Origin of the sequence: Cupriavidus sp. DB3 (genome assembly GCF_020418465.1) — a bacterium.
Taxonomy (GTDB): Bacteria; Pseudomonadota; Gammaproteobacteria; order Burkholderiales; family Burkholderiaceae; genus Cupriavidus; species Cupriavidus cauae.
In genome coordinates this window covers 783,779-810,117 of sequence record NZ_JAIZPL010000001.1, presented here as the reverse complement: position 1 = coordinate 810,117, position 26,339 = coordinate 783,779, and the positions used below count along the sequence as shown (strand labels likewise).

Here is a 26,339-nt window from a genome sequence, read left to right as displayed (position 1 = left end):
GCCGACTGCCGACTGCCGACTGCCGACCGCCGACCGCCGACCGCCGACCGCCGACCGCCGACCGCCGACCGCCGACCGCCGACCGCCAGCAGCCAGCAGCCGGCAGCCGGCAGCCAGCCACCGTCAGCCGCGAGCCAGCGTGCGGGCGCGGCCTCCAATCACACCGCCTCGAACACCTTCTCCCGCATCGCTGGCCGCCCGGCGCTGCCGGGCAATGCCCGATACCCCGCCGCGAACACCAGCCGGCCTGCCGACCACGTATGCGTGATCATCGGCTGCCCGGCTACATGGGCCACTGCAGTCACGTCCGCACGCAAGCCCGGCGCCAGGCGGCCCCGATCGTGCAACAGGCACGCGTCCGCGGGATTGGCGGTGACCAGCGCAGCCGCCTCGTTCAGCGGCAACTCGGCCAGGCGAGCCGCGGCAAACGCGGCGGCGATCAGCGTCGACGGCTGGTAGTCGGAACACAGGATATGGCCGACGCCGGCCTGGATCGCATCGATGGCGCGCATCGAGCCGCTCTGGCTGCGGCCGCGCAGCACGTTAGGCGCGCCGAAGATCGTCGGCAAGGCTTGCGCAGCGGCCGCCTGTGCGGTGTCGAGGTTGATCGGAAACTCGCTCATCCGCACGCCGAGGGCCTGCATCGCCGCGATCCGCTGTGGCGAATCGTCGTCGTGGCTGGCCGTCGGCACGCCGAGTTCATGCGCGCGGGACAGCAGCCGGCGCACCCGTTCATGTGCGCCGTCGCGCTGCTCGGCCTTCTTCGCGGCGGCGTCCGCCGCTTCCTCGCGGCTCATGCCATGGTTGCCGACCATGTAGGCCAGGTACGCGTCGAGGGTCTTGAACTGGCCCTGTCCCGGCGAATGGTCCATCACCGACAGCAGGTCGACGACGCCCTCCAGCATCAGCATCTCGAGCACCGGCACCGCGGCCGAATCGGTGACTTCGTAGCGGCAGTGGATGCGGTTGTCGACCAGGCTGTGGTCTCGATACGCCGCCACCGTGCGCACCAGCGCGGCGGCCGTGTCGTTGTTGCGCACGCCGAACTGGTTGTTGGCGAAGGACAGCGCATGGTAGGGCGTGGTGATGCCGGCCGCCGCATTGCGCCGGTCGACCTGCGCCACCGCGAAGTCCATCGGGAACAGCACGTTGGCGCGCGGTTCCACTTCCTTCTCGATCGCGTCGCAATGGACGTCGATCAGGCCGGGCATCACCGTGTGTCCGGGCAGCGCCATCACGTTGGCCAGCGCCGGCACCGTGGCCGGGTCGGGTTCGATGGCGGCGATACGCCCATCCTCGATCAGCAGCGCGCTGTCTTGCAGCACGCGGTCGGGCAGCACCAGGGTGACGTGCGTCAGGTAAGTGGCGGACATGTCCGGCTCCGTGTTGGTTCGGCTAGGGTGCGGATAGGGTGGTGGCCGCGAATCACGCGATCGCGGCGGCCGGCTGCAACGTCAGCAGGCGCGTGGCGACCGCATCGCGGACCGCTTCGTCGTGGAAGATGCCGATCAGGCAGCGGCCCTCGGCAAGCGCCTCGCGGATCAGCGCGATGACGACGGCGCGGTTGTCGGCATCAAGGGAGGCGGTGGGCTCGTCGAGCAGCAGGATCGGGTGGCCGCCGATCAGGCCGCGCGCGATATTGACGCGCTGCTGTTCGCCGCCGGAGAAGGTCGCCGGCGGAAGCTCCCACAACCGGCGCGGCAGGTTCAGGCGTTCCAGCAGCGCCGCGGCGCGCGCGCGGGCCACGTTGCGGTCGACGCCGCGCTGCTGCAGCGGCTCGGCCACGACGTCGAGCGCGCCGACACGCGGAATCGCGCGCAGGAACTGGCTGACGTAGCCGATCACGTCGCGGCGCAGCCTCAGCACGCGTTGCTCCGGCGCGTTGGTCAGCTCGACCCAGGGTGCGCCTTCCGCGCTGGTATCACGCAACCGGATACTGCCTTCGGTGGCCAGGTAGTGGCCGTACAGGCATCGCAGCAAGGTGCTCTTGCCGGTGCCGGACCGTCCGGACAGCACCAGGCATTCGCCGCGCGCCGCCTCGAAATCGACCGACTGCAGCACCGGCAGCCGGATGCCGCCCTGGTTGTGCAAGGTGAACATCTTGCCGAGGCCGCGGACCTCGATCAGCGTCTGTGCATGCTCTGCCTGCTGTGCTTGACTCATGGTTCAACCCTGCAGAATGGAAGAGACCAGCAGCTGCGTATACGGATGCTGCGGGTCGTCGAGGATCTGGTCGGTCAGCCCTTGCTCGACCACGCGCCCGCCCTGCATCACCAGCGTGCGGTGGGCCAGCAGCCGCGCGACGGCGAGGTCGTGTGTCACCAGGATGGCGGCGAGGTCCAGGTCCGATACCAGCCGGCGCAGCAGGTCGAGCAAGCGCGCCTGTACCGAGACGTCGAGCGAGGCCGTGGGCTCGTCCATGAAGACCAGGCGCGGATGCGTGACCAGATTGCGCGCGATCTGCAGGCGCTGCTGCATGCCGCCGGAGAAGGCATGGGGCGTGTCGTCCAGCCGCGCCAGATCGATCTCCATCTTTTCAAGCCAGGCGCCCGCGATCTCGCGCAGCTCGCCGTAGTGGCGTTGTCCGACCGCCATCAGCCGCTCGGCGATATTGGCGCCGGCGCTGACCTGCATGCGCAGGCCGTCGCGGGCATGCTGGTGCACGAAGCCCCAGTCGGTACGCGCCAGCAGGCGCAGGCGTGCGCTCGACAGCGTGGCGAGATCCGTCAGGCCGGACTCGCGCATGTCGTAGCTGACGGTGCCGCGCTGCGCCGGCGCCTGCATCGAGAGGGCCTGCAGCAGCGTGCTCTTGCCCGAGCCGGATTCCCCGACGATGCACAGCACTTCGCCGGGATACAGATCGAAGCTGACGTCATGACAGCCATGGACGCCGTCCCAGGTGCGCGTCAGCCCGCGCACCGACAGCAATGGCGTCGCGCTCATCGCACACCTCCCGCGGCCGGATCGGCGGCCTCGGCGGCCTCGGTGGCTTCGGCTGCCTTGATGGTCTGTTGTGCCTGGCGATCGGCGCAGTACTCGGTGTCCGAGCAGACGAACATGCGCGTACCGGCGTCGTCGGTGATGATCTCGTCCAGGTAGCTGTCGGTGGCGCCGCACTGCGCGCAGCAGCTCGACCACTTCTCGACCGTGAAGGGATGGTCGGCAAAGTCCAGGCTCTTGACCGAGGTGTAGGGCGGCACCGCGTACACGCGCTTCTCGCGGCCGGCACCGAACAACATCAGCGCCGGGTTGCGGTCCAGCTTGGGGTTGTCGAACTTGGGGATCGGCGAGGGCCGCATCATGTAGCGCTGGTTGACGATGACCGGATAGTCGTAGGTCGTGGCGATATGGCCGTGACGGGCGATGTCTTCGTAGAGCTTGACGTGCATGGCACCGTATTCCGCCAGCGCATGCATCGTGCGCGTCTCGGTCTCGCTCGGCTCCAGCCAGCGCAGCGGCTCGGGGATCGGCACCTGGAACACCATGGTCTGCCCTTCGCGCAGCGGCGTTTCCGGAACGCGATGGCGGGTCTGGATGATGCTGGCCTCAGCGGTGCGCTCCGTGGTGCGTACGCCGGTCACCCGGCCGAAGAAGCGGCGGATGTTGATGGCATTGGTGGTGTCGTCCGAGCCCTGGTCGATGACCTTGAGCACATCCTGCCGGCCGATGATGGCGGCAGTGACCTGGATGCCGCCGGTGCCCCAGCCATAGGGCAGCGGCATCTCGCGGCTGCCGAACGGGACCTGGTAGCCGGGAATCGCCACCGCCTTCAGCAGGGCGCGGCGCAGCATGCGCTTGGTCGATTCGTCGAGGTAGCCGAAGTTGTAGTGCGCGTCGCGCGTGGTGACTTCCGCGGGGAGCGGGGCGATGGCGGCGGTCATGCGACGCTCTCCTCCTGGGGCTGGCACTGCGGTGCGGTCTCGTCGCGGCCGGTGGCGCGGGCGGAAGGGGCTGCCGTTCGTGTATCGGCGGCCGGTTCGGCCGCTTGCCGCTGCGCACGCAGCCGGCGCAGCAGTTCGAGATTGGTCTGGAAGTCCACGTAGTGCGGCAGCTTCAGATGCTGGACGAAGCCCGAGGCCTCGACGTTGTCGCTGTGGTACAGCATGAATTCGATGTCATTGGCGGGGTTGTCGGCGGCCTCGCCGAGGTCCGCGGCGCGCATCGCCCGATCGACCAGCGCCATCGACATCGCCTTGCGCTCGTTGTAGCCGAATACCAGGCCATAGCCGCGGGTAAAGCAGGGCGCTTCCTTGGCGTTGCCGGCGAAGTCGTTGATCATCTGGCATTCGGTCAGTTCGATCTCGCCGATGGTCACGGCAAAGCCCAGTTCCTCGACGAACAGCTCGACCTCCGCGGTGCCATAGCGAATCTCGGCGGCAAACGGATGCGAATTGCCGTATCCGCGTTGCGTCGAATAGCCCATCGACAGCAGGAAGCCTTCGTCGGCCCGCGCCAGGTTCTGCAGACGGGCCGCGCGGCTGGCCGGGAAGGTCAGCGGCTCGCGGGTCAGGTCGGCTGGAGCGGGATCGCCCGGCGGAATGGGCTCGGCCTCGACCAGGCCGTCTGCTTGCAGCAGGTCGGTTACGCGCGGCATCGTTTGAACTTCCTCTGCCGTGTCCGTGATCGGCGGGGCGATGCACGCCTGCGGAGCGCTATCGGCTTCGAGCGAGAAGTCCAGCAGGCGCTGCGTATAGTCGTAGGTCGGCCCGAGGACCTGTCCGCCCGGCACGTCCTTGAAGGTCGACGAGATTCGCCGGCGCAGCCGCATCGCGCCGGTATCGAGCGGCAGCGTGTAGCCGAAGCGCGCCAGCGTGGTGCGATACGCGCGCAGCAGGAACACCGCCTCGATCTGGTCGCCGGCGGCCTGCTTCAATGCCAGCGCGGCGAGATGCGGATCGTACAGCGAGCCCTCGGCCATCACGCGGGAGATGGCGAGCGGCATCTGCTCGCGGATCTGGGCCAGCGTCAGCTCCGGCACCGCAGGATCGCCGCGGCGATACGCGTCGACCATGCGGTACGAATTCAGGATGGCGCGTTCTCCGCCCTTGACTGCGACGTACATGTCAGTCCTCCACCAGTGTGGTGCGCGGCAACGCGCAGATCCGTTCGCCGGCGGTCAGCAGCAGGTCCACGCCCAACGGAAAGCCGGCATGGTTGGCCTGCCATTGCCGGCGGAAGTCTTCCGGCAGGCCCGCTACACGCAGCGTGCGCGTGGTCTCGATGCCGGGGCCGCGCAGCGTCAGCATGCTGCCTTCGTCGAGCGAAGCGACCTCGACGATCAGCGTGGCCGAGCGGTCGGGAAAGGCAGGATCGCCCTGCGCGCAGCCCCGCAGCGCCGGCATGTCATGGCCGGCCGGCACGCAGACGAACTGCGCGGCGGCGACATCGTCGACCAGCGGGCAGCCGCAGTGAAAGCGCAGGAACGCGCCGGCCGACGCGGCCATGTCGGCCGGCAACCAGACCGGCGTATCGGGATCGGCGAGCGTCAGCAGCAGGGCGGTCATCGCGGGAGACAGACCGTCTGGCACACCGCAATCCGCCGTCAGCGCTTCGATGCGGCCCGGATGGGCGAACGCCTGCAGCGTCGCGCGAAAGACCACCTGCGCGTCGTCGACGGGATGATCGAAGCCGGGCAGCAGCGACGCGGTGGATTGGCTCGGCATGGAATGCAGGGTCGGCATCTCAGTCCTCTCCGCGGGCCATCGTGAAGAATTCGACGCGGGTCTGCGCGGCTGCGGCCGCCTGCGCCGCGTCGCGTTCGGCCAGCGTGCGCGCCAGCGGTTCCAGCACGATCTGCTGGACGCGAGCGTGCCATTCCGGCCGCTGCAGCAGCGCGTCCAGCACGGCCGCCTGTTCGACATGGCGGGGACAGCGGCCCATGACATAGGCCACGCCGGCGATCGCCGCCTCTTCGGTCGGCGTCGGGCCCGGTTCCAGCACCACCGCGCAGCGCGTCACGGTCATCTCGCCGAGGTTGAACTGCGCACCGGTGCCGCCGGTACGCCCGCGCACCATCGCCATGCCGGACTCCGGCTTGCGCAGCAGGCGGTAGGCGGGCAGCGGTCCCTGCTGGCCCAGCCGCCGGTAGGCGCCATCGAGGGTTTCGGTATCTGCCAGCGCCAGGATCCGCAGCCATGCGGCCCGTGACGCGTCGGCGCTGTCGCCGATGTCGCCGGTTTGGCCGACTTCACCGATTTGGCCGCCTCTCTGGCCGTGTTCGCCGCGCTCGCCGTGTTCGCCGATCTTGCCTTTCATCGTCATCCCTATACGTCTATACGTTTAGATGTCAGCTGCAACAACACGGCGCTACTAGACCACGGCGGCATGACTGTTTGATGACGAGCCCGAATCGTGATCGGGCACCTCGCACGAGTGCATGCGGCTCGGGCACAATCGCACGATGCGATGGCCGCTGAATGACAGCGCGCAATGACAGCGCGCAATGACAAGAGGAATCAGGACGATGTCGGAACGAGAAGTCGAACGGGGCTCGGGCGTCGCGGTATGGCGCCAGATCGGGGAGGCGCTGGCCGATGACATCCGCAAGAAGCTGTACGGGCCCGGCGAGCAGCTGCCGCCAGAGTCCGAGCTGGCGATGCGCTTCGCCGTCAATCGCCATACCGTGCGGCGGGCCATGAGCGAACTCGAGCAAAGCGGCCTGGTGCGGATCGAGCAGGGCCGCGGCACCTTCGTGCAGGAGCATGCCATCGACTACGCGATCGCGCGGCGTACCCGTTTCTCGCAGAATCTCGCCGCGCAAGGCATACGCGGCCATGTCGAATTCGTCGGCAGCCATGTCAGCCGCCTGCCCGAGGTCGCCCGGCATCTGGGGATCGCGCGCACGGCGCCGGTGCTGCATGTGCAGATGGTCGGCAAGGCCGAAGGCCGCCCCATCGACGTGGCCGAACACTACTTCGATTACCAGCGCTTCCCGGAGCTGGAGGATCAACTGCGCGACCAGCGCTCGATCTCGCGCGCCCTCGCGCAATGCGGCATCGCCGACTACACTCGCAAGTGGTCGCGCATCACGGCGGCGCTGCCCAGCGCGCCGGTCGCGCGGCTGCTGAACCAGCCGAAAACCAGGCCCGTGCTGCAGGTCGAGGCGCTGAACGTCGATATCGACGGCGCGCCGGTGCAGTACAGCATCACGCGGTTCGCCGGCGACTGGGTTCAGCTGACCGTATCGGATAACGACTGATCCGCGGCGCGGGGGACGGCCTGGCTTGTCGATTGGTCTAGACATCCGCCTGTCACCTTGCCGCGCTAGCCTGCCGCTTCGACCTACCGACCGACTGACACCAACATGCCGGCGCATCGATACGCCATTTACCTGGCTCCCAACGAGCCGTTCCGGACCTTCGGCCAGCACTGGCTGGGCCGCGACGCCGACACCGGCGAGCCGTCGCCGCCGCCGCGCGAGATGGCCGCGCGTCCCGCCGAGTGGGTCGAGGCGCCGGCCCATTACGGCCTGCACGCCACGCTGAAGCCGCCGTTCCGCCTCGCCGAAGGGACCGGGCCCGCGATGCTGGACGACGCCATGCGCGAGTTTGCCGGCACTCGTACTCCGTTCGACGTTCCGCTGACGCTGCGCGCGCTGCGCGGCTTCCTGGCGTGGTGCCTTGCCGACGAGCCGGAAGCCATACGCGCCGTGCATCAGCTGGCCGACGCCAGCGTGCGGGACATGGACCGATTCCGCGCGCCGCCCACGCCGGACGAGATCGCGCGGCGCAAGCCGGAGCGGCTGTCCCCGCTGGAGCGGCAGATGCTGCAGGACTGGGGCTATCCCTATCTGTTCGACGCCTTCACCTTCCATATCACGCTGACCGGCATGCTGGACGCCGAGCGGCAGGCCGCGGCGCTGGCCCAACTGTCTTCGGCGGCCGGCACGCTGCTCGACACGCCGCTCCGTGTGGACAGCGTCAGCGTGTTCGTGCAGCCCGAGCCCGGGGCCGATTTCGTGGCGGCGCGCCACTATGGCTTCGATGGACGAACCCGCGATGGCGCCGGCGCGGCGTACCTGCCGGCATGAGCGCGCCGCATCGCCTGGACGGCACTGGCCTGTTCTATCTGATGGGGCCTTCTGGCAGCGGCAAGGATTCGCTGCTGCGCGCGCTGCGCGGGTGCCTGGGCGGCGACGACCGGCTCGTCGTGGCGCACCGCTATATCACGCGTCCCGCGGATGCCAACGAGGCCTCCGTCGCGCTGACGACGGAGGAGTTCCAGCGCCGCGTCGCGCTGGGTTGCATGGCGATGCACTGGCACAGCCATGGCCTGCACTACGGCATCGGCATCGAGATCGAGCAATGGCTCCAGCGCGGCATCAAGGTCGTGGTCAACGGCTCGCGCGAGTACCTGCCGCAGGCGGTGGCGCGCTATCCGAAGCTGTGCGCGCTTCATGTGCGCGTGTCGCCGGCCGCGCTGGCCGCACGCTTGCGTCAGCGCGGCCGGGAGTCGGAGGAGGCGATCGCAGGGCGTCTGGCGCGTGCCACCGCTGCGTTCGATGTGCCGGCCGGTTGCCGGCTTGTCGAGATCGACAACAGCGGGGCGCTGCAAGCCGCCGTCGAGGCGTTGGCAAGGTCGATCGGCATGACGCCGGCCACCAGTCGGGCCGGCGAACTGACCTGACGCCCCGCCGGGCGACTCGCTTGAGTACCCGCCTTGCGACGCGCCTGATCGCCGGCTTGGCGACTCGTCCTCAGACCAGCACCTTGCGGATCTGCGCGGACAGCACGTCGATCACCGTCACGAAGGCGATGATCAGCAGCATCACCGCGCAGGTCTGTGCGTACTGGAAGCTGCGGATGATCTCCCACAGCACGGTGCCGATGCCGCCGGCGCCGACGATGCCGACCACCGAGGCCGAGCGGACATTGGACTCGAAGCGGTAGAGCGCAAACGACAGCCACAGCGGCAGCACCTGAGGGATCACGCCATAGACGATCTCTTCCAGCCGGCCCGCACCGGTGGCGCGCACGCCCTCGACCGGACGCGGATCGATGGCCTCGACCGCCTCGGCGAACAGCTTGGCCAGCACGCCCGTGGTGTGGATCCAGATGGCCAGCACGCCGGCGAACGGACCGAGGCCGACGGCCACGATAAACAGCATCGCGAACACCATCTCGTTGATGGCGCGCGAGGCGTCCATCAGGCGCCGCGCCGGCTGGTAGACCCAGGCCGGCACGATATTGGCCGAACACAGCAGGCCCAACGGCACCGCCACCGCGACCGCCAGCGCGGTGCCCCAGACGGCGATCTGCACGGTGACGAGCATCTCGTCGAGATAGTGTCGCCAGTCGCGGAAGTCCGGCGGGAAGAAGTCGGCGGCGAACTGCGCCATATTGCCGGAATCGCGCAGCAGATCCAGCGGGCGCATGTCGGCGCCTTGCCAGGACAGGGCCAGCATGGCGAGCACGATGGCCCAGACGAGCATCGCGTAAAGGGAGGTGCGCGGCGGCCGGCCGCTCGCTTGCGGTGAAGGCAGGCCGGGCTTGGCGGTGGCGGTCATGAGGGGAATCCGTAGAAGGCAAGGGGCAGGGCCGTGCACGTCGCAAGCCCTGCGGTATATCCGACGATCGGCAATGACTGCGCGACGATTGCCCGATGATTGCGCGCTTGCTGCACGGTCACCGCGCAATCACCGAACCATCACTGCACGGTCACTGCACAATCACTGCGTGCCGACGGCCTTGTCGAGCTCGGCCAGGCGGCGCGACACATCGGCCAGGCGCTTCTCCTTGTCGGCCGCGGCCAGCGTGCCGTCCGACTCGATGCGAGCCTTCTCCTTGGCCAGCTCGATCTGGCGGATCGGCACCAGCTGCGCATCGCTGGAGGGGCGGAAGCCCTGGTAGGTCAGCGTGGCGAGCACCTGCTTCTCGCGCGCGGCGTCGGCGCCCTTGCCGTAGTTGACGAAGAAGGTCTGGATCTTCTGCTTCATGTCGGCCGGCAGGTCCTTGCGATACACCATCGGATCGGCCGGAATCAGCGGCGATTTCCACAGCACGCGCAGCTGGTCATAGGGATTCTTGCCGGTGTTGACGCGATAGCGCCCGAGGTTTTCGGTATTGTTCACCGCGACATCGACCTGCTTGTTCAGCACCGACAGCAGGTTCGCCTCGTGGTTGCCGATGCGCACGGCCTTGAACAGCGTCTTCGGTTCCACCTTGTTGGCGGCCCACAGGTAGTAGCCGGGGACCAGCGTGCCGGAGGTCGAATTCGGATCGCCGGCGCCGTAGGACAGCTCCTTGCCGCGCTTGATCACGTCCTCGACCGACTTCAGGTCGCTGTCCTTGCTGACGATCAGCAGCGACCAGTAGCCGGGATTGCCGTCCTTGTCGATCACCGAGGCAAACACCTCGCCGTTGGCGCGATCGACCGCCTCCATCGCCGACTTGTTGCCGAACCAGGCGATCTGCACCTTGTTGAAGCGCATGCCCTCGATGATGCCGGCATAGTCCGACGCGAAGAACGGCTTGACCGGCACGCCGAGCGCCTTGCTCAGATCGTCGATCAGCGGCTGCCACGCGGTCTTCAGGTTGGACGACGACTCGGTCGAGATGAAGCCGATGCTCAGCGGCCTGGCGTCCTGCGCCAGGGCAGGGGCGGCGGCAATCGCGGAGGTAATCAGGGCAAGGAAGGTTCTGCGAAGCATGGGTGACTCCGATGCGAAAGTAGGAGCGGAAAGGGACGGAAGGAGCCGGAAGGGGCCGGAATGACTACCAATGGCCGCGAATGGCAGCCCGCAATCAGGCGGCCGCAAGATCCATCGTGACGGTGGCAGGCACGGGCGAGCCGTCGATCGGCATCGCGATCCGGTCGGGCAGCAGGTCATGCAGCAGCTCGTCTGCCTCGGTACCGTAGAGATCGCGCAGCATGCGCTGCGTCAGCGCATGCGACGGACCGTCGTAGACGACCTTGCCATGGCGCAACGCCACCACGCGCGGGCAGTAGCGCATGGCGATGTCGACCTGATGCAGCGACACCACCACGGCGACCTTGTGCGTGCGATTGATCTGCGTGAGCAGCGACATCACGCGGCGCGACGATTCCGGATCGAGCGAGGCGATCGGCTCGTCGGCGAGGATCACGCGGGCGTTCTGCACCAGCGTCCGTGCGATGGCCGCGCGCTGCTGCTGGCCGCCCGACAGCGTCGAAGCACGTTGAAAGGCATAGTCGTCTATACCAACTTGCGCAAGCGCATCGAGCCCGGCGCGCAGTTCATCGGCCTTGAAATAGCGAAGCAGGCCGCGCCATTTCGGGATGCGGCTCAGCATGCCGATCATCACGTTGGTGATCACCGGCAGCCGCCCGACCAGATTGAACTGCTGGAAAACGAAGCCGATCTCGGCGCGGGCCTTGCGGACCTCCGCTGCCAGCCGGCCATCGCGCTGCACGGTGCGGCCATGCACCACGATCTCGCCGCTGTCGGCGGCGACGAAGCCTGCCACGTGACGCAGCAGCGTGGACTTGCCGGAGCCAGATGCGCCCAGCAGGGCCACCATTTCACCGGGCGCCACCTGCAGCGTGACGTCGTCCAGGGCCTTGCGGTCGGCTCGGAACGACTTGCTCAGGCCGCGCACTTCTATTGCATGGGTCATGTCGACTCCCTTGCTGGAATGACGAGCGCATTCTGGGGGGAGGTGATGACAGAGCGATGACGGCAGGGCAAGGGTGGCGCCGCGGCAAGCGCGGAGCGAAGCGGCGGGCCAGGCGGAGGGTCGCGCGAGGCCGGCAGCGGAATCGGCAACGAGGATTCGTAGTTGTGCTCATGTGTCAAGGAACTGACATTTGGGCTACCAACAATGCAGGCCAACGATCACGCTGTCCCTTTTCCCCACCACGGAACTCCAGCCATGCTCCCTTCCTTCGCTTCCCTTTGGCGGCGCGGCCCCACGCTGCCGCTCGCGGCCTCTGCCATCCTGGCCGCGCTGCTGCTGGCCGGCTGCGGCGGCGGCGACGATGGCGCGACCCTGTCGCCATCGGCCGCACCCGACACCACCAACCCGAACGGCAAGCTGCCCGGCAAGCCCGGCAGCTGCTCGAGCCGCTGCGCGCCCTGACTCTCCTCCGCCCCCAACGAAAAAGAATCCGCCATGACATTCAATCCGTCGAAGCGACAATTCCTGAAGGCATCGCTGGGCACCGGCGCCGCGGCCGCCGTGCTGGCGAGCTTCCCGCCGAGCATCCGGCGCGCGCTGGCGATCGAGGCCCACAATGCGACGGGCACCATCAAGGACGTCAAGCACGTCGTGATGGTGATGCTCGAGAACCGCTCGTTCGACAGCTATTTCGGCACGTTCAAGGGCGTGCGCGGCTACGGTGATCGCTTCCCGATTCCATTGCGCAACGGCCGTACCGCGCTGTACCAGACCGATGCCAACGGCAACATCCTGACGCCTTATCACCTCGACGAATCGATCGGCAACGCGCAGCGCGCCGGCGGCACGCCGCACAACTGGGCCGACTCGCAGGCGGCGTGGGACCATGGCCGCATGGACCGCTGGCCGGTGGCCAAGCAGCCGCTGTCGATGGGCTACTACGACGAGGCCGAGGTGACGTTCCAGCGCGCGCTGGCCGATGCCTTCACGCTGTGCGATGCCTACCATTGCGGCATCCATACCGGCACCATCGCCAACCGCCTGTTTTACTGGACCGGCTCCAACGGCCCTACCGGCGACAACGTCGCGGTGACGGTCAACGAGTTCAACGGCGGCGCCGACGTGGGTCCTTCGACCGAAGGCTGGACCTGGGACACCTATGCGGACCGTCTGCAGGCCGCCGGCGTCAGCTGGAAGGTCTACCAGAACATCCCCGACAACTTCGGCTGCAACCAGATGATGAGCTTCCGTCATTGGCGCGCCGAGATGGAGAAGATGCCGGCCGGACGGCAGGTGTCGAACACCAACGCGCCGGGCTTCAATCCGCCGTACGATCCAGCGATCGACGATCGCTACAGCCCCTTTGCCAAGGGCTTCTGCAACACGATGGCCGACGGCGGCTTCCTGCAGGCGCTGCGCGACGACGTGCAGAACGGACGCCTGCCGGAAGTGTCGTGGATCATCCCGCCGGCCGAATTCAGCGAGCACCCCGGGCCGTCGAGCCCGGCCAAGGGCGGCTGGTATGTGCAGGCGATTCTCGATGCGCTGACCTCCGATCCCGAGGTATGGAGCAAGACCGCGCTGATCATCAACTACGACGAGAACGACGGTTTCTTCGACCACCTGCCGCCGCCGACCGCGCCGTCGCGCAATCCGGATGGCACCGTCGCCGGCAAATCGACGCTGTCGGATGCGCAGATGGCCTTCGAATACCACGACTATCAGCCGGCGACGCCCAAGCAGCCGGCCCGCGACGGCCGGCCTTACGGACCGGGTCCGCGCGTGCCGATGTGGATCGTCTCGCCGTGGAGCCGCGGCGGCTGGGTCAATTCCGAGGTGTTCGACCATACCTCGGTGATCCGCTTCCTCGAGGCGCGCTTCGGCGTGATGGAGCCGCAGATCAGCCCGTACCGCCGCGCGGTCTGCGGGGACCTGACCAGCGCGTTCAATTTCGCCACGCCGAACGCCAACCCGCTGCCGGAGCTGGCGGGCCGCACCACGCGCGCCGAGGCCACCAGCCTGACGGCCGCGCAACAGGCCATGCCGAAGATCCCGGTGCCGGCCACGCCGGCGCTGCCGGTGCAGGACCCGGGCACGCGTCCCTCGCGGGCGCTGCCGTACGAATTGCACACCAGCGCGCGCGTCGATGCCCGCAACAACCGGCTGCAACTGCTGTTTGCCAACGCCAGCGCGCGCAGCGTCGGCGCTGTCTTCCACGTCTACGACCGCCTGCATCTGGACCGCATTCCGCGCCGCATCGTCGTCGAGGCCGGCAAGACGCTCGACGACGTCTGGGATATCGGCGCGGACGGCGGCAAGTACGACCTGTGGGTGCTGGGCCCGAACGGCTTTCACCGCAGCTTCGTCGGCGATGCGGCGGAGCAGGGCGAGGCCATGCCGGAGATCCAGGTCTGCTACAACCCGTGCGATCGCCCCACCGTGCGGGTCAAGCTGCATAACAACGGCCGCCGGCCGATCCGCTTCACGGCCGAAGCGCTGGCGTATCGCAGCGACGGCCCGTGGACGCGCATGGTCCCGCCTGGCAAGGTCGTCGAGTTCGAATGGGCGATCGCGGACGCCGGCTGCTGGTACGACTTCGTCGTGACCTGCGACGCGAGTCCGGCGTTCCGCCGCCGCTTTGCCGGGCGGATGGAAACGGGCAAGGACCTGGTCAGCGATCCGGCGATGGGGCAGGTCGGACAGGTTTGAGGCGTGCCGGAAGCCGTCTCCTGAGTCGGCTCCCGAGTCGGTCCCCAAGCCGGCTCGTGAAGTCGTTCCCTGAAGTCGTCCGCTGAACGAAGCGCGGTCCCGCCCCGGGGCAGGACCGCGCTTCAGCTCGTCCGCATGAAGGTCCCCAGCCCCTCCTGGTCGTAGTACTCCAGCGTCAGCCGGTCGCTGCCGAACCAGACGCGCGAGATCGTGCCCGGCGTCGCGTTCTCGTTGCGCAGCCGGAACGTGTAGACGTCGCCGTCCCAGTGCGACAGCGGCAGCACCAGCGGCGCGGGGCCGATCGTCAGCACCAGTGCACCCGCGGATTCGCGTACCGTGATCGGCCCGTAGTAATTGTTGGCATAGTCGCCGGCATAGACCGACAGCGCGCGCGGCGGCAGCGGCGAGGCCGGCGGCGTGGCGCCCACCAGCCCGCCTTCCGGCGCCAGCACGGGCGCCAGCGCCTCCTCGATGATGGTCGCCCAGTCGCGCTGGATCGCGCCGTAATCCACCAGATCGAAGAACTGGTTGTTGATCGTCTCCGGCACGCCGATCGGAAAGCCGTTGGTCAGCGTGACGATCGCCAGATTCAGCGAGGGCACCGCGAGGAAAGCCGTCGCGGCACCGAGCGCGAACGCGCCGGAGTGGTTGTACATCGCGCGGCCGGCAGGATTCGTGCCGACGTTGAAGCCATAGCCGTAGAAGCCCGCCGGACGCCCGTCGGCCGGCGGCGTGGACTGGTTGTGCGGCGCGATCGCTTCCTTCAGCGCACTGGCGTCGACGATGCGCCTGCCTTCGAACATGCCTTCGCCGAGCATCATCACGAGCCAGCGCGCCACGTCGTTGACCGAAGCGCTGACCCCGCCGGCCGGCGATTGCGCATCGGGATCGCGTACCGGACCGCGTATCCACGCGCCGTTCTCGCGCACATGGCCGACCGCGCGATTGTCGCGGGCCAGATAGTCGGCGTGGCGCGAACTGGTGCGCGCCATGCCGAGCGGACGATAGAGGGTCTGCTCCGACAGCGTGGCCCAGTCCATCGCCGCCGCGGTGGCGACCGCTTCGGCGGCGGCGGTCAGGCCGAAATTGGTGTACTGGTACGAGGCGCGAAACGGATGCAGCGGCAGGAAGCGCAATCGCTCCAGTACCTGGCGACGGTCATAGCCCATGTCCTCGAGCCGATCGCCCGCATGGTCCGGCAGGCCCGAGCGGTGCGAATACAGGTCCGCCACCGTCAGCACCGGATTGACCTCGGGATCGGACAGGGCGAACCAGGGCAATTGCGATTGCACGGGGGTGTCCCACCGGACGCGTCCGATGCCGACCTGATGCGCGACCACCATGGCGCCGAGCGATTTCGACATCGAGGCGAGCTGGAACACGGTATCGGCGTCGACCGCCGCGCCCTCGTCGACGGCGCGCTTGCCGAATCCCTTGGCATAGACGACTTGATTGCCGCGGACCACCGCCGTCGCCACCCCCGGCACACCGGTGCGGGACATCTGGTCGGTGACGAGCTTGTCGACGCTGGCGATGGCCTGCGCGATCCGGGCTTCCGGCACGGCAGGAGATGGCGGGGAGGGCGGGGGATCGTCGTCGTCGCCACCGCAGGCGGCGAGCGCCGATCCCAGCGTGGCGACGAGAAACGTGCGGCGCGAATGCAAGGTCGTCATGGCGAATTCCCCTCGTGTTATTCGGGCAGGCCGATGCGCCGCTACGCAGCGTTCCTGTCTTGCTGGACAGTAGAAGCTGCGGCAATGAAAGTCGAGGGTAATTGCGCTGCGCGTCGAGGGATGTGCCGGGCAGTATGCCGCTGCCCACGTTTGGGCGAAGCGTGCTTGCCTTTGCTCCTCAGGCCGTGCCTGACGTGCCGTGCCTATCCAGCTGCGTACGCAGGAAGCTGACCTGATCCGCCACGACGATCCGTCGCACCGCCTCCAGCTGCGGATCGGCGCCCGGAAGCGTTCGGGCGTGCGCGATCGCCGCATGCCAGTCATCAATGGACCGGATATCACCAGACCGGATACTTACTTCGAAGTGCGTTCTTCCCGGTGTCGGGACGAATCGATATCATCGAATCGGGCCCATCTCGAAAAACTGGCGCGGTCGATACGACAGGATTCGATCGCCGGAGAACTTTCCATGACATCGTATTTTCCCCTCCGCAGCGCGGGGTGGCTGGGCTCGCCCGTCTTCCGCATTTTAATGAACCGGCGCCATTCCCTTTACCGGCATGGCACGGCGGAGCTGGCCCATGCAAGCTGACGTCCGCACGCGCACCGCGGCATGTTCCTGCCGCGGCGTCGAACTCGTTCTGGCCGGCGAGCCGCACCGCGTCTACGCCTGCAGCTGCCTCGAATGCCAGCGCTGCACCGGTTCCGCGTTCTCTTACCGCGCGATCTATGCCGAATCGGCCATCGTCAGCCGAAAAGGCGAAACCAGGACGTGGCGGCGCACCGGGACATCGGGACAATGGCTGGAGCAGGAATTTTGCGCGAGGTGCGGATCCGTGGTGCTGATGCGAGCCGAAGCATTGAAGGCAGCTATTTCCGTATCGGCCGGTTGCCTCGAGGACAGGGATTTTCCGGCGCCGCAATTGCTGCATTGGGCGAAGCGCAAGCACCGATGGCTTTGTCTGCAAGACATTGCGGAATCCCGCCCGCAATGAACCTGCCGCGGCCTCGCAATGATTCGCAGCATCGCGCCCAGCCCCGATCTCCCATCGGTAGATATCGCCGGCGGCAGCATTGTCCGTGGCAGGATCCGGTCGGGAGGCCGGCGGCGATGTCGGCGAGGCGGGTGAATTAAACATCGTCGAATTCACCGCCGACTGCAGTTCTGGTAATGTCTCGGCCTTGACGCCCCGTCAACCCAAGGCTGGCGCGGCGTCGAGCCAAGACCAGATACCAATACCAATAAATCCGGAAGGGGGGTCCCGGTCCATCGGCCGCACAGCGCGCCGGGGACCGGTTCAGCCTGGCGCATCGCCATGCCGCTTCCGGCGCAAGCTCTGCGGGAGGCCGGCCAATGACGCTCTACGAACTCAAGCCCAGATTCCAGGCGTGGCTTCGCCCGCTGGTCCAGGATCTGGCCGAGCGCGGAGCCACCGCCAATCAGGTGACGCTGGTGGCCGCGGCCGGTTCTCTGGCCGTCGGGGCGCTGGCGGCGATCGGCGCGCTGGTGGCCGAAATCTCCGTGCTGTTCCTGCTGTTCCCGCTGTGGCTGTTTGCGCGGATGGCGCTCAATGCGATCGACGGCATGCTGGCGCGCGAGCACGGCCAGAAGAGCGCGCTGGGCGCCTATCTGAACGAGCTGGGCGACATCGTCTCCGATGTCGCGCTGATCCTGCCGCTGGCCGCGCTGCCCGACTTCAACCTGGTCCAGGTCGGACCCTTTGCGCTGCTGGCGGTGATCGTCGAGGCCGCAGGGCTGATCGGTCCGCTGGCCGGCGCAAGCCGCCGCTACGACGGGCCCTTCGGCAAGAGCGATCGCGCTCTGGTGGTCGGCGCGATTGCGCTGTGGGCCGGCGTCGGGCTGGGGTTCGGCACGCTCGGGCCGTGGCTGTGGCTGCTGCTGTCACTGCTGTCCGTATTGACCATCGTCAACCGGGTCCGTCGCGGCGTCGCCGAAGCGCAGGCCCAGGCGCGGGCTCAAGCGCCGAGCCAGACCGCGGAGTAAGGCATGGACCGACTGTCGATGCGCCAGCCGCTGGAGCGGCAGTTCGAGACCCACGACGGGCAGACGCTGTTCTATCGGCATTGGCCGGCGCTCGAGGGACAGCCGCGCGGCGCGGTGGTGCTGTTCCATCGCGGGCACGAGCATTCCGGCCGTGTCGCCCACCTTGCCGACGAACTGAACCTGCCGGCCTACGACATCTTTGCGTGGGACGCCCGCGGCCATGGCCGCTCGCCGGGCGAGCGCGGCTACAGCCCGAGCCTGGCCGATTCCGTGCGCGATATCCAGACCTTCACCGGCCACATCGCCGCCAACCACGGCATCGCGCTGGAGCGGATGGCGGTGGTGGCGCAGAGCGTCGGCGCAGTGCTGGCCGCGACCTGGGTCCACGACTACGCGCCGCCGATCCGCGCGCTGGTGCTGGCCTCGCCGGCGTTCAAGGTCAAGCTGTACGTGCCATTCGCGCGCCCGGGCCTGAAGCTGATGCACCGGCTGCGGGGCAAGTTCTTCGTCAACAGCTATGTCAAGGCGAAGTTCCTGACGCACGATCCCGAGCGCATCGCCAGCTATGACACGGATCCGCTGATCACGCGGCCGATCGCGGTCAATATCCTGCTCGATCTGTACGACACCGCCGAGCGGATCGTCGCCGACGCGGCCGCGATTACCGTGCCGACGCAACTGCTGATTTCCGGCGCCGACTGGGTGGTCCATCGCGGGCCGCAGGACCGCTTCTACGAGCGGCTGGGCAGCCGGGTCAAGGAGCGCATCGTGCTCGATGGCTTCTATCACGACACGCTGGGCGAGCGCGATCGCCAGCGCGCGGTCGATGCGGCGCGACGCTTCATCCTGCGCGAGTTCGACACGCCGTCGGCGCCGCGCTCGCTGCTCGATGCCGACCAGATCGGGCCGTTCCGCGAGGAATCGGACCGGCTCGCCTCGGCACCGACCGGTCTTGCGGCGTGGTACTGGCGCGCGGCACGCGCCAACCTGAAGCTCGGCGGCCTGCTGTCCGACGGCGTGCGCCTCGGCCATGAAACCGGCTTCGATTCGGGCTCGACGCTCGACTACGTCTATCGCAACACGCCGTCGGGCCGCGGCGCCCTGGGCCGGATGGCCGACCGCCAATACCTCGATGCGATCGGCTGGCGCGGCATCCGCCAGCGCAAGGTCCACGCCGAGGAACTGATTGCCGAGGCCGTGCGCCGGCTGCAGGCGGCCGGCATGCCGGTACGGATGGTCGATATCGCGGCCGGCCACGGCCGCTACGTGCTCGAGGCGCTGGAGAAGCTGGACCGCGCCGCGGTCGAATCGATCCTGCTGCGCGACTACAGTGCGCTGAACGTCGAGCAGGGCAGGGCGCTGATCGCGGCCAAGGGCCTGGGCGGCATCGCCCGCTTCGAGCAGGGCGACGCCTTCGATGGCGACGATCTGGCCGCGCTGTCGCCGGCGCCGACCTTGGCGGTCGTCTCCGGCCTGTACGAGCTGTTCCCCGACAACGCGATGATCCGCCGCTCGCTCGACGGCCTGGCGCGCGCGGTGCCGCCGGGCGGCTATCTGGTCTACACGGGCCAGCCGTGGCACCCGCAGCTGGAGTTCATCGCCCGCGCGCTGACCAGCCACCGCGCCGGTGCGGCGTGGGTGATGCGGCGCCGCTCGCAGGCCGAGATGGACGAACTGGTGCGCAGCGCCGGCTTCGACAAGGTGACGCAGCGGATCGACCGCTGGGGCATCTTCACCGTCAGCCTGGCGCGCAGGCGCGAGGCATGAGCGCCTTGCCTGCTCCCACGCAGCCCGGCATGCAACCCGGCTCGCAACCCGATACGCAACCCGGTACGCGACCGGGCACGCAGCCCACGACGCAACACGGCATGCACCCCGACGCGCCGCAGCCCGCCGCGGACGAGCCCCGCCCCTGGGGCCTGGCCTGCGTGCTGCTCGCGCTGGCCGGCGCGCTGTTTTTCTCAAGCTACGGCTTTGCCAACTGGCTGGCCAGCCAGCGCGCGGACGTGCCGTCGTTCTACTTCGGCTGGGAACGCGGCATCCCTTTCGTGCCGTGGACCATCGTGCCGTACTGGTCGATCGACCTGCTGTACGGCATCTCGTTCTTCCTGTGGCGCACGCGCGCCGCGCTGCTGACGCACGTCAAGCGCCTCGTTGCGGCGCAATTGATCTCGGTCGCCTGCTTCATCGCGTTCCCGCTGCGCTTCGCCTTCACGCGCCCCGCGGCGGACGGCCTGCCGGGGCAGCTGTTCACGTTGCTCGGGGGCTTCGACCTGCCGTTCAACCAGGCTCCGTCGCTGCATATCAGCCTGCTGATCGTCCTGTGGATCGCGTTCGCGGCGCATCTGCCCAGGCGCTGGCATTGGCTGCTGCATGGCTGGTTCGCGCTGATCGGCGTATCGGTGCTGACGACCTGGCAGCACCATCTGATCGACGTGCCGACCGGCGCGCTGGTCGGCTGGCTGTGCGTCTATCTGTTTCCGCTGCGGCTGCCCGCGATCGCGGCCAGCGCGCCCGACGCGGCCACGCGCCGGCTCGCGCGCCGCTACGCGCTGGGCGCCGTGGCGACGCTGCTGTGCGCGCTGCTGGCGCTGGGCGCCTCGGTCACGCTCGCGCTGTTGCTGCTGTGGGGCGCGTTGGCGCTGGCCTGCGTCGCGCGGATCTATGCGCTGGCGGCGCCCGCCTGGTTCCAGAAGGACAGCGGCGGCACCATGGCGATGGCCGCGCGCTGGGTGCTGGCGCCCTATCTGCTGGGCGCCTTCCTCAATTCGCGCTGGTGGACGCGGCGGGCGCCGCAGGCGAGCGCCATCGCGGACGGTGTCTGGGTCGGACGCTTTCCCACGCAAGCCGATCTTCGCGCATCCGGTGCCGATGCCGTGCTCGACCTGAGCGCCGAACTGCCGCGCGCGGTTCGCGGCGATTCGCTCGCCTATCGTTGCGTGCCGATGCTGGATCTGACGGTGCCCACCGCGGCGCAGCTCGATCAGGCGGTGGCCCAGCTCGACGCCTGGCAGGCGGCCGGAAGGCGCGTGCTGGTCAGCTGCGCGCTCGGCTATTCGCGCAGCGCGATGGTGGTCGCCGCGTGGCTCGCGAGGCGTCAAGGCGGGGCCGATGCCGCGGCGGCTGTCGAAGCCGCGCTGGCGCATTTGCGCACGCACCGTCCCGCGGTCGTGCTCGGCGACGCCCATGCCGACGCGTTGCGGCGATGGGTCGCGCAGGGCCGCATACCGGAGCGCTCCCATGCATCCTGATGCGATGCGGGAAGACTCTGCCCGCAACACCGATGCCTGGACCGCCCATGCCGTCGCCGGCGCATTGTCGGGCGCCATCTGGATGGCAGGGACCGGCCTGGCCTTCGGTCTCGCCACCGTCTGGCTGCTGGCGACCGTCACGCTGCCGCGCTGGCTGACGGCCGTGCCGCTGCTGCTGGCGCTGGCCCAGTTCTGGCTGCTGCTGCGCGTCGCCATCGACCGCCGTCTGTTCGTGGCGCTGGCAACGAGCGCAAATCGCCACGGGGCTGCCGATCTGGCGGGCCTGGACACCGCGCTGTTGCAGCTGGGCTGGATTGCTCCGAGCCGGCAGGGCCGGACGATGGCCGACCGCGCCCGCGGTGCGCTGCGCCTGGTGCGAATCTGCGGCGCGCTGGCCGCGATCCAGCTTGTACTGACCTTTCTCATTTCGATCCTGGGATAACACCATGTGGATTGCCCGCGTGACCGCGCGCGCCATCATCGTCTTCGCCCGCCTGCTGACCGGCATGCGGGCCAACTGGCAGGGCTGCGTGCCGGCGGCGGTGCAGCGCGTCTACTTCGCCAACCACAGCAGCCACGGCGATTTCGTGCTGATCTGGGGCTGCCTGCCGCCGGAGCTGCGGCCGCGCACGCGTCCGGTGGCCGGCGCCGACTACTGGGACCGCTCGCCGCTGCGACGCTTCATCGGGCGCGATGTCTTTCGCGCGCTGCTGATCGACCGCACCCGCAGCGATCCGGGCAGCGATCCGGTCGCGCTGATGCGCGGCGCGCTCGAAGGCGGCGATTCGCTGATCCTGTTTCCCGAGGGCACGCGCAACACTACCGACGCGCGGCTGCTGCCGTTCAAGAGCGGGATCTTCCATCTGGCGCGCGCCTGCCCGTCGGTGGAGTTCGTGCCGGTCTGGATCGACAACCTGAACCGCGTGATGCCCAAGGGCGAATTCGTGCCGGTGCCGCTGCTGTGCACGGTCACGTTCGGCCAGCCGGTGTTACTGGCGCCGGACGACGACAAGGAACGCTTCCTCGCCCGATGCCGCGACGGCCTGCTCGCGCTCGCTCCCGTACTGGATTGACGCTGGATTGACCCTGGACTGACCCGCCATGCCCACCCTGCATTGGAACCACGAGACCTGGCTGCTGTTCGGCGGCCTGTTTGCCGTGCTGCTGCTCGCCTCGACCGTGACGCTGCTGCTGCGCTGGCGCCTCGCCGGCGGTGGCTCCCACCCGGTGATCGACAACCTCGCGCAGCGCGTCTGGGCATGGTGGTGGATGATCGGCGTGATGGGCGTGGCCTTCGCGCTCGGCCGCACCGCGGTGATCGTGCTGTTCTACCTGCTGTCGTTCTTCGCGTTGCGCGAGTTCGTCACCATCACGACCACCCGGCGCGGCGACCATCGTGCGATCGTGGCGGCCTTCTTCCTGTTCCTGCCGCTGCAGTACGTGCTGGTCTATGTGGACTGGTACGGCATGTTCTCGATCCTGATTCCGGTCTACGCTTTCCTGCTGCTGCCGATCCTGGCCGCGCTGTCGGCCGAGACCACGCGTTTTCTCGAACGCTGCGCGGGCGTGCAATGGGCGGTGATGATCTGCGTGTTCTGCATCTCGCATGTGCCGGCGCTGCTGACGCTGCCGATCCCCGGTTTTGAAGGCCGCAATCTGCTGCTGATCGCCTTCCTGGTGATCGTGGTGCAGGGCAGCGACGTGCTGCAGTACGTCTGGGGCAAGCTGTGCGGCAAGCGCAAGATCGCGCCGCTGCTGTCGCCGTCCAAGACGGTGGAGGGCTTCGTCGGCGGCGTGGCCAGCGCGACGGCGCTCGGTGCCGCGCTGTGGTGGATCACGCCGTTTGCGCCATGGCAGGCCGGCGCGATCGCGCTGGTCATCGCGCTGATGGGATTTCTCGGCGGGCTGGTGATGTCGGCGATCAAGCGGGACCGCGGCATCAAGGACTGGGGCCATATGATCCAGGGTCACGGCGGCATGCTGGACCGGCTCGACTCGGTGGTGTTCGCCGCGCCGGTGTTCTTCCATATCACGCGGTATTGGTGGGTGCCGTGATGGCGGCCTTTCCCGCGCGCTAGAGGCGCGCCGGCGCGCTGGCGGCCGCCCCCGCGCTAGAGCAGGCCCGCCCCTCGCATTGCCAGCCAAGCGCCCGTGCCGATGCCGGCGGCACCGACGGCCCTGGCCATCCGCGCGCCGGCCGGCGCCAGGCGTTCGGCACTGATCGCCGCGGTGGCCAGTGCCATGACGCCCAGGTCCATCACGCCCACGGCCGCCAGGGTCGCCGTCGCGCCGGCGCAGCACTGGATGCAGTGCAGGCCGAGGCCGATGCCATGCCGCCATGCGGCCCCCGCGTTCTGCGCAGGCGCTCGCACGGACGCGTGCCGGCAGCCATCCAGCAGGCGAGCCTTCCACGCGGTGAATTGCAGGGCGCCGGCCGTGAGCACCACCAGGCCGGCGAGGGCCGGCATGGCCCGCGCCAGCGTCGGCCACTGCATCGCGAGCGCGACCAGCGTGGCACCGAGGATGAAGACCGCCAATCCCAGCGCGGTCCACACGACGAAGTAGGCCGCCGCTGCCACCAGCGTCAGCCACGTCGCACGCCCGGTTGCTTCGGCGGCCACCCGATAGCGCCACAGCGCAGGCGCCACCGAGGGCAGCATCATCGCGACCATCATCACGGCCCACATGCCGACGAAGGCCGCCGCGGCGCCGGCCCAGGTCTGCCCGCACATCGGCGTCCACGCCATCGACAGCGTCCAGCCGCCGGGCATCGGCGTGGCCGCCATCGACGGCATCGCGCCATGCAGCGCGCCATGCAGCGACACCGTGGCCGCCGTGCCGAGGCAGAACAGCACCGTGCAGACGCCGAAGAAAACCCGCCGGCTCCCGTCCCTGCGCGCCGGCCCGGGGCCCGCGCAGCAGTGCCCCGGCTCAACGCTCGCCGTACTCGTCATGGCGGCGCCACCAGACACCCGTCTCGTTGCGACCCTTCGGCGCGCGGTCCAGCCACTGGTACATGCCCCACAGCCCGTCCAGCCCGCGCGCATACGCCGAGTAGGTGTGATAGACCACGCCGTCCTCCATCACGAAGGCGCTCAGGCCCGGCCGGTCGCGGTGGAAGGTCGCCGTGTCGGTGCCGCACATCGCGGCGACCTGGTCTTCCGCCGCCTGGCCGCCGCCTTCCATGTTGCGGCGCCATCCCCGCACCGCGGGCTCGCGGCGGTAGTTGTATTCGATGTCGCCATCGCGCTGCTGCGCGGTCGTGAAGGAGACGTGGAAGTCGGCGTTGAAGTCGCTGTCGTCCGACGACGCCCACGGGAAGGTCCATCCCATGCGGTGCTTGTAGGCCTGCAGCTTGACAAGGGGCGCGCGGGACACGGCGGTCAGCGCGACGTCGTGGTTGGCGAGGTGGACCGCAAAGCCGTTGAAGCCGTCGGCGATCGCGGAGCACGACGGGCAGCCGGCCTTGTAATCGGGCCCGAACATGAAGTGGTAGACCAACAGCTGCGAGCGGCCGCGAAACAGGTCGGCCAGCGTCGCGGGGCCGTCGTCGGTGTCGAAGCGGTAGGTCTTGTCGATCCGCAGCCAGGGCAGCGCCTGCCGCTGGCGCGCGATCTCGTCGCTGCGTCGCGTCAGGGCCTTCTCGGCCTCGAGCAGTTCCAGGCGGGCGGCCAGCCATTGTTCCCGGGTGGCGGTGGGGTGGGTTGTCATCGTGCTTCCTCCATGTGGACGTGGCGTGGGCCGCCAAGCTGTCGTGCAGCGCGGCAGCGGCACGCCGGGTCGGCTGATCCTCGTGCTAGATTAGGCGCCGGCTTCGACAGGGAGGGAGTGACAAGTGTGGCGTGATTCGAATGGACCCGACGATCTCGGCAGCGGCCCGCGCGCTCGCGGTCGGTGACCCGCTCGGGGCGCTCAATTGCGTCGCCCTGCGTGAGGACGCCCCGGCGCTCGCGCTGCGCGGCATCGCGATGGCGCAGCTCGGCGACCTCGCCCGAGCCAAGGCGCTGGTGCGCAGCGCCGCCCGTGCCTTCGGCAGCCGCGCGCCGATCGCGCGGGCAAGATGCGTCGTCGCCGAGGCCGAGATCGCCCTGGCCGTGCGCGACCTCGGGTGGCCGGCCAAGGCCCTCGATGCCGCCCGCCTGACGCTGGAAGCGCACGGCGACCGCGCCAACGCCGCGCATGCGCGCTATCTGGCGAGCCGGCGGCTGCTGTTGATCGGGCGGCTGGACGAGGCCGAGCACATGCTGGCCGGCGCAGATCCGGCGCAGCTGCCGCCCGCGATGAGGACGGCGCACGAACTGATCATCGCGGGCATCGCCATGCGGCGCGTGCATGCCGTGGCCGCGCGCGCTGCGCTGCAACGCGCTCGCCACGCCGCGCGTATGGCCGGCATTCCGGCGCTTGCCGCGGAGGTCGAGCGCGCCACCGCGATGCTCGACATCCCCGCCGCCCGCCTGATCGATCGCGGCCAATCGCGGCCGTTGCGGCTCGACGAGGTGGAAGCGCTGCTGGGATCGGACACGCTGGTGGTGGACGCCTGCCGGCATGCCGTCCGTCACGGCGGGACGGTGATTTCGCTGGCCACGCGGCCGGTGCTGTTCGCGCTGGCGAGAGCACTGGGCGAGGCCTGGCCGCACGATCTGCCGCGCGACAGCCTGATCGCGCTGGCCTTCCGCATGAAACACGCCGATGCCACGCACCGCGCTCGGCTGCGCGTCGAAATGGGCCGGCTGCGCGGCGCGATTGCGTCGCTGGCGGAGATTGCCGCGACCCCACGCGGGTATGCCCTGGTGCCGCGCGCGACGCAGCAGGTCGTGGTGCTGGCGCGCCCGGTCGAGGAGCGGCACGGCTCGGTACTGGCGCTGCTGGCCGACGGCGAGTCGTGGTCCAGCTCGGGGCTGGCGCTGGCGCTCGGCGCCAGCCAGCGCACCGTGCAGCGCGCGCTCGATGCGCTGGCGGAGGCGGGGAAGGTACTGGCGATCGGCCACGGCCGCGCGCGCCGCTGGATGACCACGCCCGTGCCGGAAATCACGACGACCTTGTTACTCCCGGCAATATCGACCCTGGACTAGCATGGCAGCATCGAAGCGTGACCGCGCAGATTGCG

The 26,339-nt window shown here is 68.8% G+C and carries 27 protein-coding genes; 14 read left to right on the top strand and 13 right to left on the bottom strand.

Annotated elements, in window-relative coordinates:
- Positions 1-158: 158 nt before the first annotated feature.
- The 7 genes from K7G19_RS03470 to phnG are packed head-to-tail and all read right to left on the bottom strand — an operon-like array spanning position 159 to position 6,255.
- Complete coding sequence (locus K7G19_RS03470; protein ID WP_226105798.1) at positions 159-1,373, bottom strand: alpha-D-ribose 1-methylphosphonate 5-triphosphate diphosphatase; 1,215 nt, start codon at positions 1,371-1,373, stop codon at positions 159-161.
- A gap of 52 nt (positions 1,374-1,425) precedes the next feature.
- Positions 1,426-2,163 (bottom strand): phosphonate C-P lyase system protein PhnL, encoded by a 738-nt coding sequence (gene phnL / locus K7G19_RS03465; protein WP_226105796.1) that lies wholly within the window; start codon positions 2,161-2,163, stop codon positions 1,426-1,428.
- A gap of 3 nt (positions 2,164-2,166) precedes the next feature.
- Positions 2,167-2,943, bottom strand: coding sequence for a phosphonate C-P lyase system protein PhnK (gene phnK, locus K7G19_RS03460; RefSeq protein WP_150083883.1), 777 nt, complete (start codon positions 2,941-2,943; stop codon positions 2,167-2,169).
- Positions 2,940-3,881 (bottom strand): alpha-D-ribose 1-methylphosphonate 5-phosphate C-P-lyase PhnJ, encoded by a 942-nt coding sequence (locus tag K7G19_RS03455; RefSeq protein ID WP_226105795.1) that lies wholly within the window; start codon positions 3,879-3,881, stop codon positions 2,940-2,942. The genes phnK and K7G19_RS03455 overlap by 4 nt, the downstream gene beginning before the upstream one ends.
- Positions 3,878-5,062 carry a carbon-phosphorus lyase complex subunit PhnI gene (locus K7G19_RS03450; protein ID WP_226105794.1) on the bottom strand — a complete coding sequence of 395 codons (1,185 nt, stop codon included), beginning with the start codon at positions 5,060-5,062 and terminating at the stop codon, positions 3,878-3,880. Before K7G19_RS03450 ends, K7G19_RS03455 begins: the two co-directional genes overlap by 4 nt.
- 1 nt (position 5,063) lies before the next feature.
- Positions 5,064-5,681, bottom strand: a complete 618-nt coding sequence (gene phnH / locus K7G19_RS03445) for a phosphonate C-P lyase system protein PhnH (protein WP_226105793.1) — start codon at positions 5,679-5,681, stop codon at positions 5,064-5,066.
- Between the two features lies 1 nt (position 5,682).
- Entirely contained in the window at positions 5,683-6,255 is a 573-nt protein-coding gene (phnG, locus tag K7G19_RS03440; RefSeq protein WP_150083887.1) for a phosphonate C-P lyase system protein PhnG, read from the bottom strand.
- Positions 6,256-6,463: 208 nt separating this feature from the next.
- Between phnG and phnF the strand changes: the two genes are divergently transcribed.
- The 3 genes from phnF to phnN all read left to right on the top strand — a co-directional run bounded on the left by phnF (position 6,464) and on the right by phnN (position 8,625).
- Positions 6,464-7,198, top strand: coding sequence for a phosphonate metabolism transcriptional regulator PhnF (gene phnF / locus K7G19_RS03435; protein ID WP_150083888.1), 735 nt, complete (start codon positions 6,464-6,466; stop codon positions 7,196-7,198).
- A 105-nt stretch (positions 7,199-7,303) separates the two neighbouring features.
- Positions 7,304-8,029 (top strand): DUF1045 domain-containing protein, encoded by a 726-nt coding sequence (locus K7G19_RS03430; RefSeq protein WP_226105792.1) that lies wholly within the window; start codon positions 7,304-7,306, stop codon positions 8,027-8,029.
- Positions 8,026-8,625 (top strand): phosphonate metabolism protein/1,5-bisphosphokinase (PRPP-forming) PhnN, encoded by a 600-nt coding sequence (gene phnN / locus K7G19_RS03425; RefSeq protein WP_226105791.1) that lies wholly within the window; start codon positions 8,026-8,028, stop codon positions 8,623-8,625. Before K7G19_RS03430 ends, phnN begins: the two co-directional genes overlap by 4 nt.
- A 70-nt stretch (positions 8,626-8,695) precedes the next feature.
- On the opposite strand, the gene phnE is transcribed toward phnN, so the two are convergent.
- From phnE to phnC, 3 genes are all read right to left on the bottom strand, one after another.
- On the bottom strand, positions 8,696-9,505 hold the full coding sequence (gene phnE / locus K7G19_RS03420) for a phosphonate ABC transporter, permease protein PhnE (RefSeq protein ID WP_149315996.1): 810 nt from the start codon (positions 9,503-9,505) through the stop codon (positions 8,696-8,698).
- Between the two features lie 162 nt (positions 9,506-9,667).
- On the bottom strand, positions 9,668-10,648 hold the full coding sequence (phnD, locus tag K7G19_RS03415; protein ID WP_149315995.1) for a phosphonate ABC transporter substrate-binding protein: 981 nt from the start codon (positions 10,646-10,648) through the stop codon (positions 9,668-9,670).
- Between the two features lie 94 nt (positions 10,649-10,742).
- Entirely contained in the window at positions 10,743-11,594 is an 852-nt protein-coding gene (gene phnC, locus K7G19_RS03410) for a phosphonate ABC transporter ATP-binding protein (RefSeq protein ID WP_149315994.1), read from the bottom strand.
- Between the two features lie 255 nt (positions 11,595-11,849).
- On the opposite strand from phnC, the gene K7G19_RS03405 reads away from it, so the two are divergent.
- Complete coding sequence (locus tag K7G19_RS03405) at positions 11,850-12,056, top strand: hypothetical protein (protein ID WP_149315993.1); 207 nt, start codon at positions 11,850-11,852, stop codon at positions 12,054-12,056.
- A 33-nt stretch (positions 12,057-12,089) separates the two neighbouring features.
- Positions 12,090-14,303 carry a phosphocholine-specific phospholipase C gene (locus K7G19_RS03400; protein ID WP_226105789.1) on the top strand — a complete coding sequence of 738 codons (2,214 nt, stop codon included), beginning with the start codon at positions 12,090-12,092 and terminating at the stop codon, positions 14,301-14,303.
- Between the two features lie 122 nt (positions 14,304-14,425).
- On the opposite strand, the gene K7G19_RS03395 is transcribed toward K7G19_RS03400, so the two are convergent.
- A complete protein-coding gene (locus K7G19_RS03395; RefSeq protein ID WP_226105787.1) occupies positions 14,426-15,976 on the bottom strand; it encodes a serine hydrolase in 1,551 nt (516 codons plus the stop codon).
- 199 nt (positions 15,977-16,175) lie between these two features.
- Between K7G19_RS03395 and K7G19_RS03390 the strand changes: the two genes are divergently transcribed.
- From K7G19_RS03390 to K7G19_RS03355, 8 genes are all read left to right on the top strand, one after another.
- Positions 16,176-16,568: a hypothetical protein gene (locus tag K7G19_RS03390; RefSeq protein ID WP_226105785.1), complete on the top strand. Its 393-nt coding sequence runs from the start codon at positions 16,176-16,178 to the stop codon at positions 16,566-16,568.
- Positions 16,558-16,971, top strand: a complete 414-nt coding sequence (locus K7G19_RS03385) for a GFA family protein (RefSeq protein WP_149315989.1) — start codon at positions 16,558-16,560, stop codon at positions 16,969-16,971. The genes K7G19_RS03390 and K7G19_RS03385 overlap by 11 nt, the downstream gene beginning before the upstream one ends.
- A 359-nt stretch (positions 16,972-17,330) precedes the next feature.
- The gene (locus K7G19_RS03380) at positions 17,331-17,981 is read left to right on the top strand and encodes a CDP-alcohol phosphatidyltransferase family protein (RefSeq protein WP_226105783.1); all 651 of its coding nucleotides are present in this window, start codon (positions 17,331-17,333) and stop codon (positions 17,979-17,981) included.
- Between the two features lie 3 nt (positions 17,982-17,984).
- A complete protein-coding gene (locus K7G19_RS03375; RefSeq protein ID WP_226105781.1) occupies positions 17,985-19,748 on the top strand; it encodes a bifunctional alpha/beta hydrolase/class I SAM-dependent methyltransferase in 1,764 nt (587 codons plus the stop codon).
- Positions 19,749-19,849: 101 nt separating this feature from the next.
- Positions 19,850-21,232: a phosphatase PAP2/dual specificity phosphatase family protein gene (locus K7G19_RS03370; RefSeq protein WP_149316469.1), complete on the top strand. Its 1,383-nt coding sequence runs from the start codon at positions 19,850-19,852 to the stop codon at positions 21,230-21,232.
- Positions 21,222-21,674: a hypothetical protein gene (locus K7G19_RS03365; protein WP_226105780.1), complete on the top strand. Its 453-nt coding sequence runs from the start codon at positions 21,222-21,224 to the stop codon at positions 21,672-21,674. Before K7G19_RS03370 ends, K7G19_RS03365 begins: the two co-directional genes overlap by 11 nt.
- A 4-nt stretch (positions 21,675-21,678) precedes the next feature.
- Entirely contained in the window at positions 21,679-22,305 is a 627-nt protein-coding gene (locus K7G19_RS03360; protein WP_149315986.1) for a 1-acyl-sn-glycerol-3-phosphate acyltransferase, read from the top strand.
- A 28-nt stretch (positions 22,306-22,333) separates the two neighbouring features.
- Positions 22,334-23,287, top strand: coding sequence for a phosphatidate cytidylyltransferase (locus K7G19_RS03355; protein WP_150083897.1), 954 nt, complete (start codon positions 22,334-22,336; stop codon positions 23,285-23,287).
- A 56-nt stretch (positions 23,288-23,343) separates the two neighbouring features.
- Here the strand turns inward: K7G19_RS03355 and K7G19_RS03350 are convergent, their stop codons facing one another.
- Together K7G19_RS03350 and K7G19_RS03345 are read right to left on the bottom strand one after the other, a co-directional pair.
- A complete protein-coding gene (locus tag K7G19_RS03350) occupies positions 23,344-24,087 on the bottom strand; it encodes a DUF2182 domain-containing protein (RefSeq protein WP_226105778.1) in 744 nt (247 codons plus the stop codon).
- A 76-nt stretch (positions 24,088-24,163) separates the two neighbouring features.
- On the bottom strand, positions 24,164-24,943 hold the full coding sequence (locus tag K7G19_RS03345) for a DUF899 domain-containing protein (RefSeq protein WP_150083898.1): 780 nt from the start codon (positions 24,941-24,943) through the stop codon (positions 24,164-24,166).
- A 140-nt stretch (positions 24,944-25,083) separates the two neighbouring features.
- Between K7G19_RS03345 and K7G19_RS03340 the strand changes: the two genes are divergently transcribed.
- Complete coding sequence (locus K7G19_RS03340) at positions 25,084-26,304, top strand: helix-turn-helix domain-containing protein (RefSeq protein WP_226105776.1); 1,221 nt, start codon at positions 25,084-25,086, stop codon at positions 26,302-26,304.
- Positions 26,305-26,339: the final 35 nt, after the last annotated feature.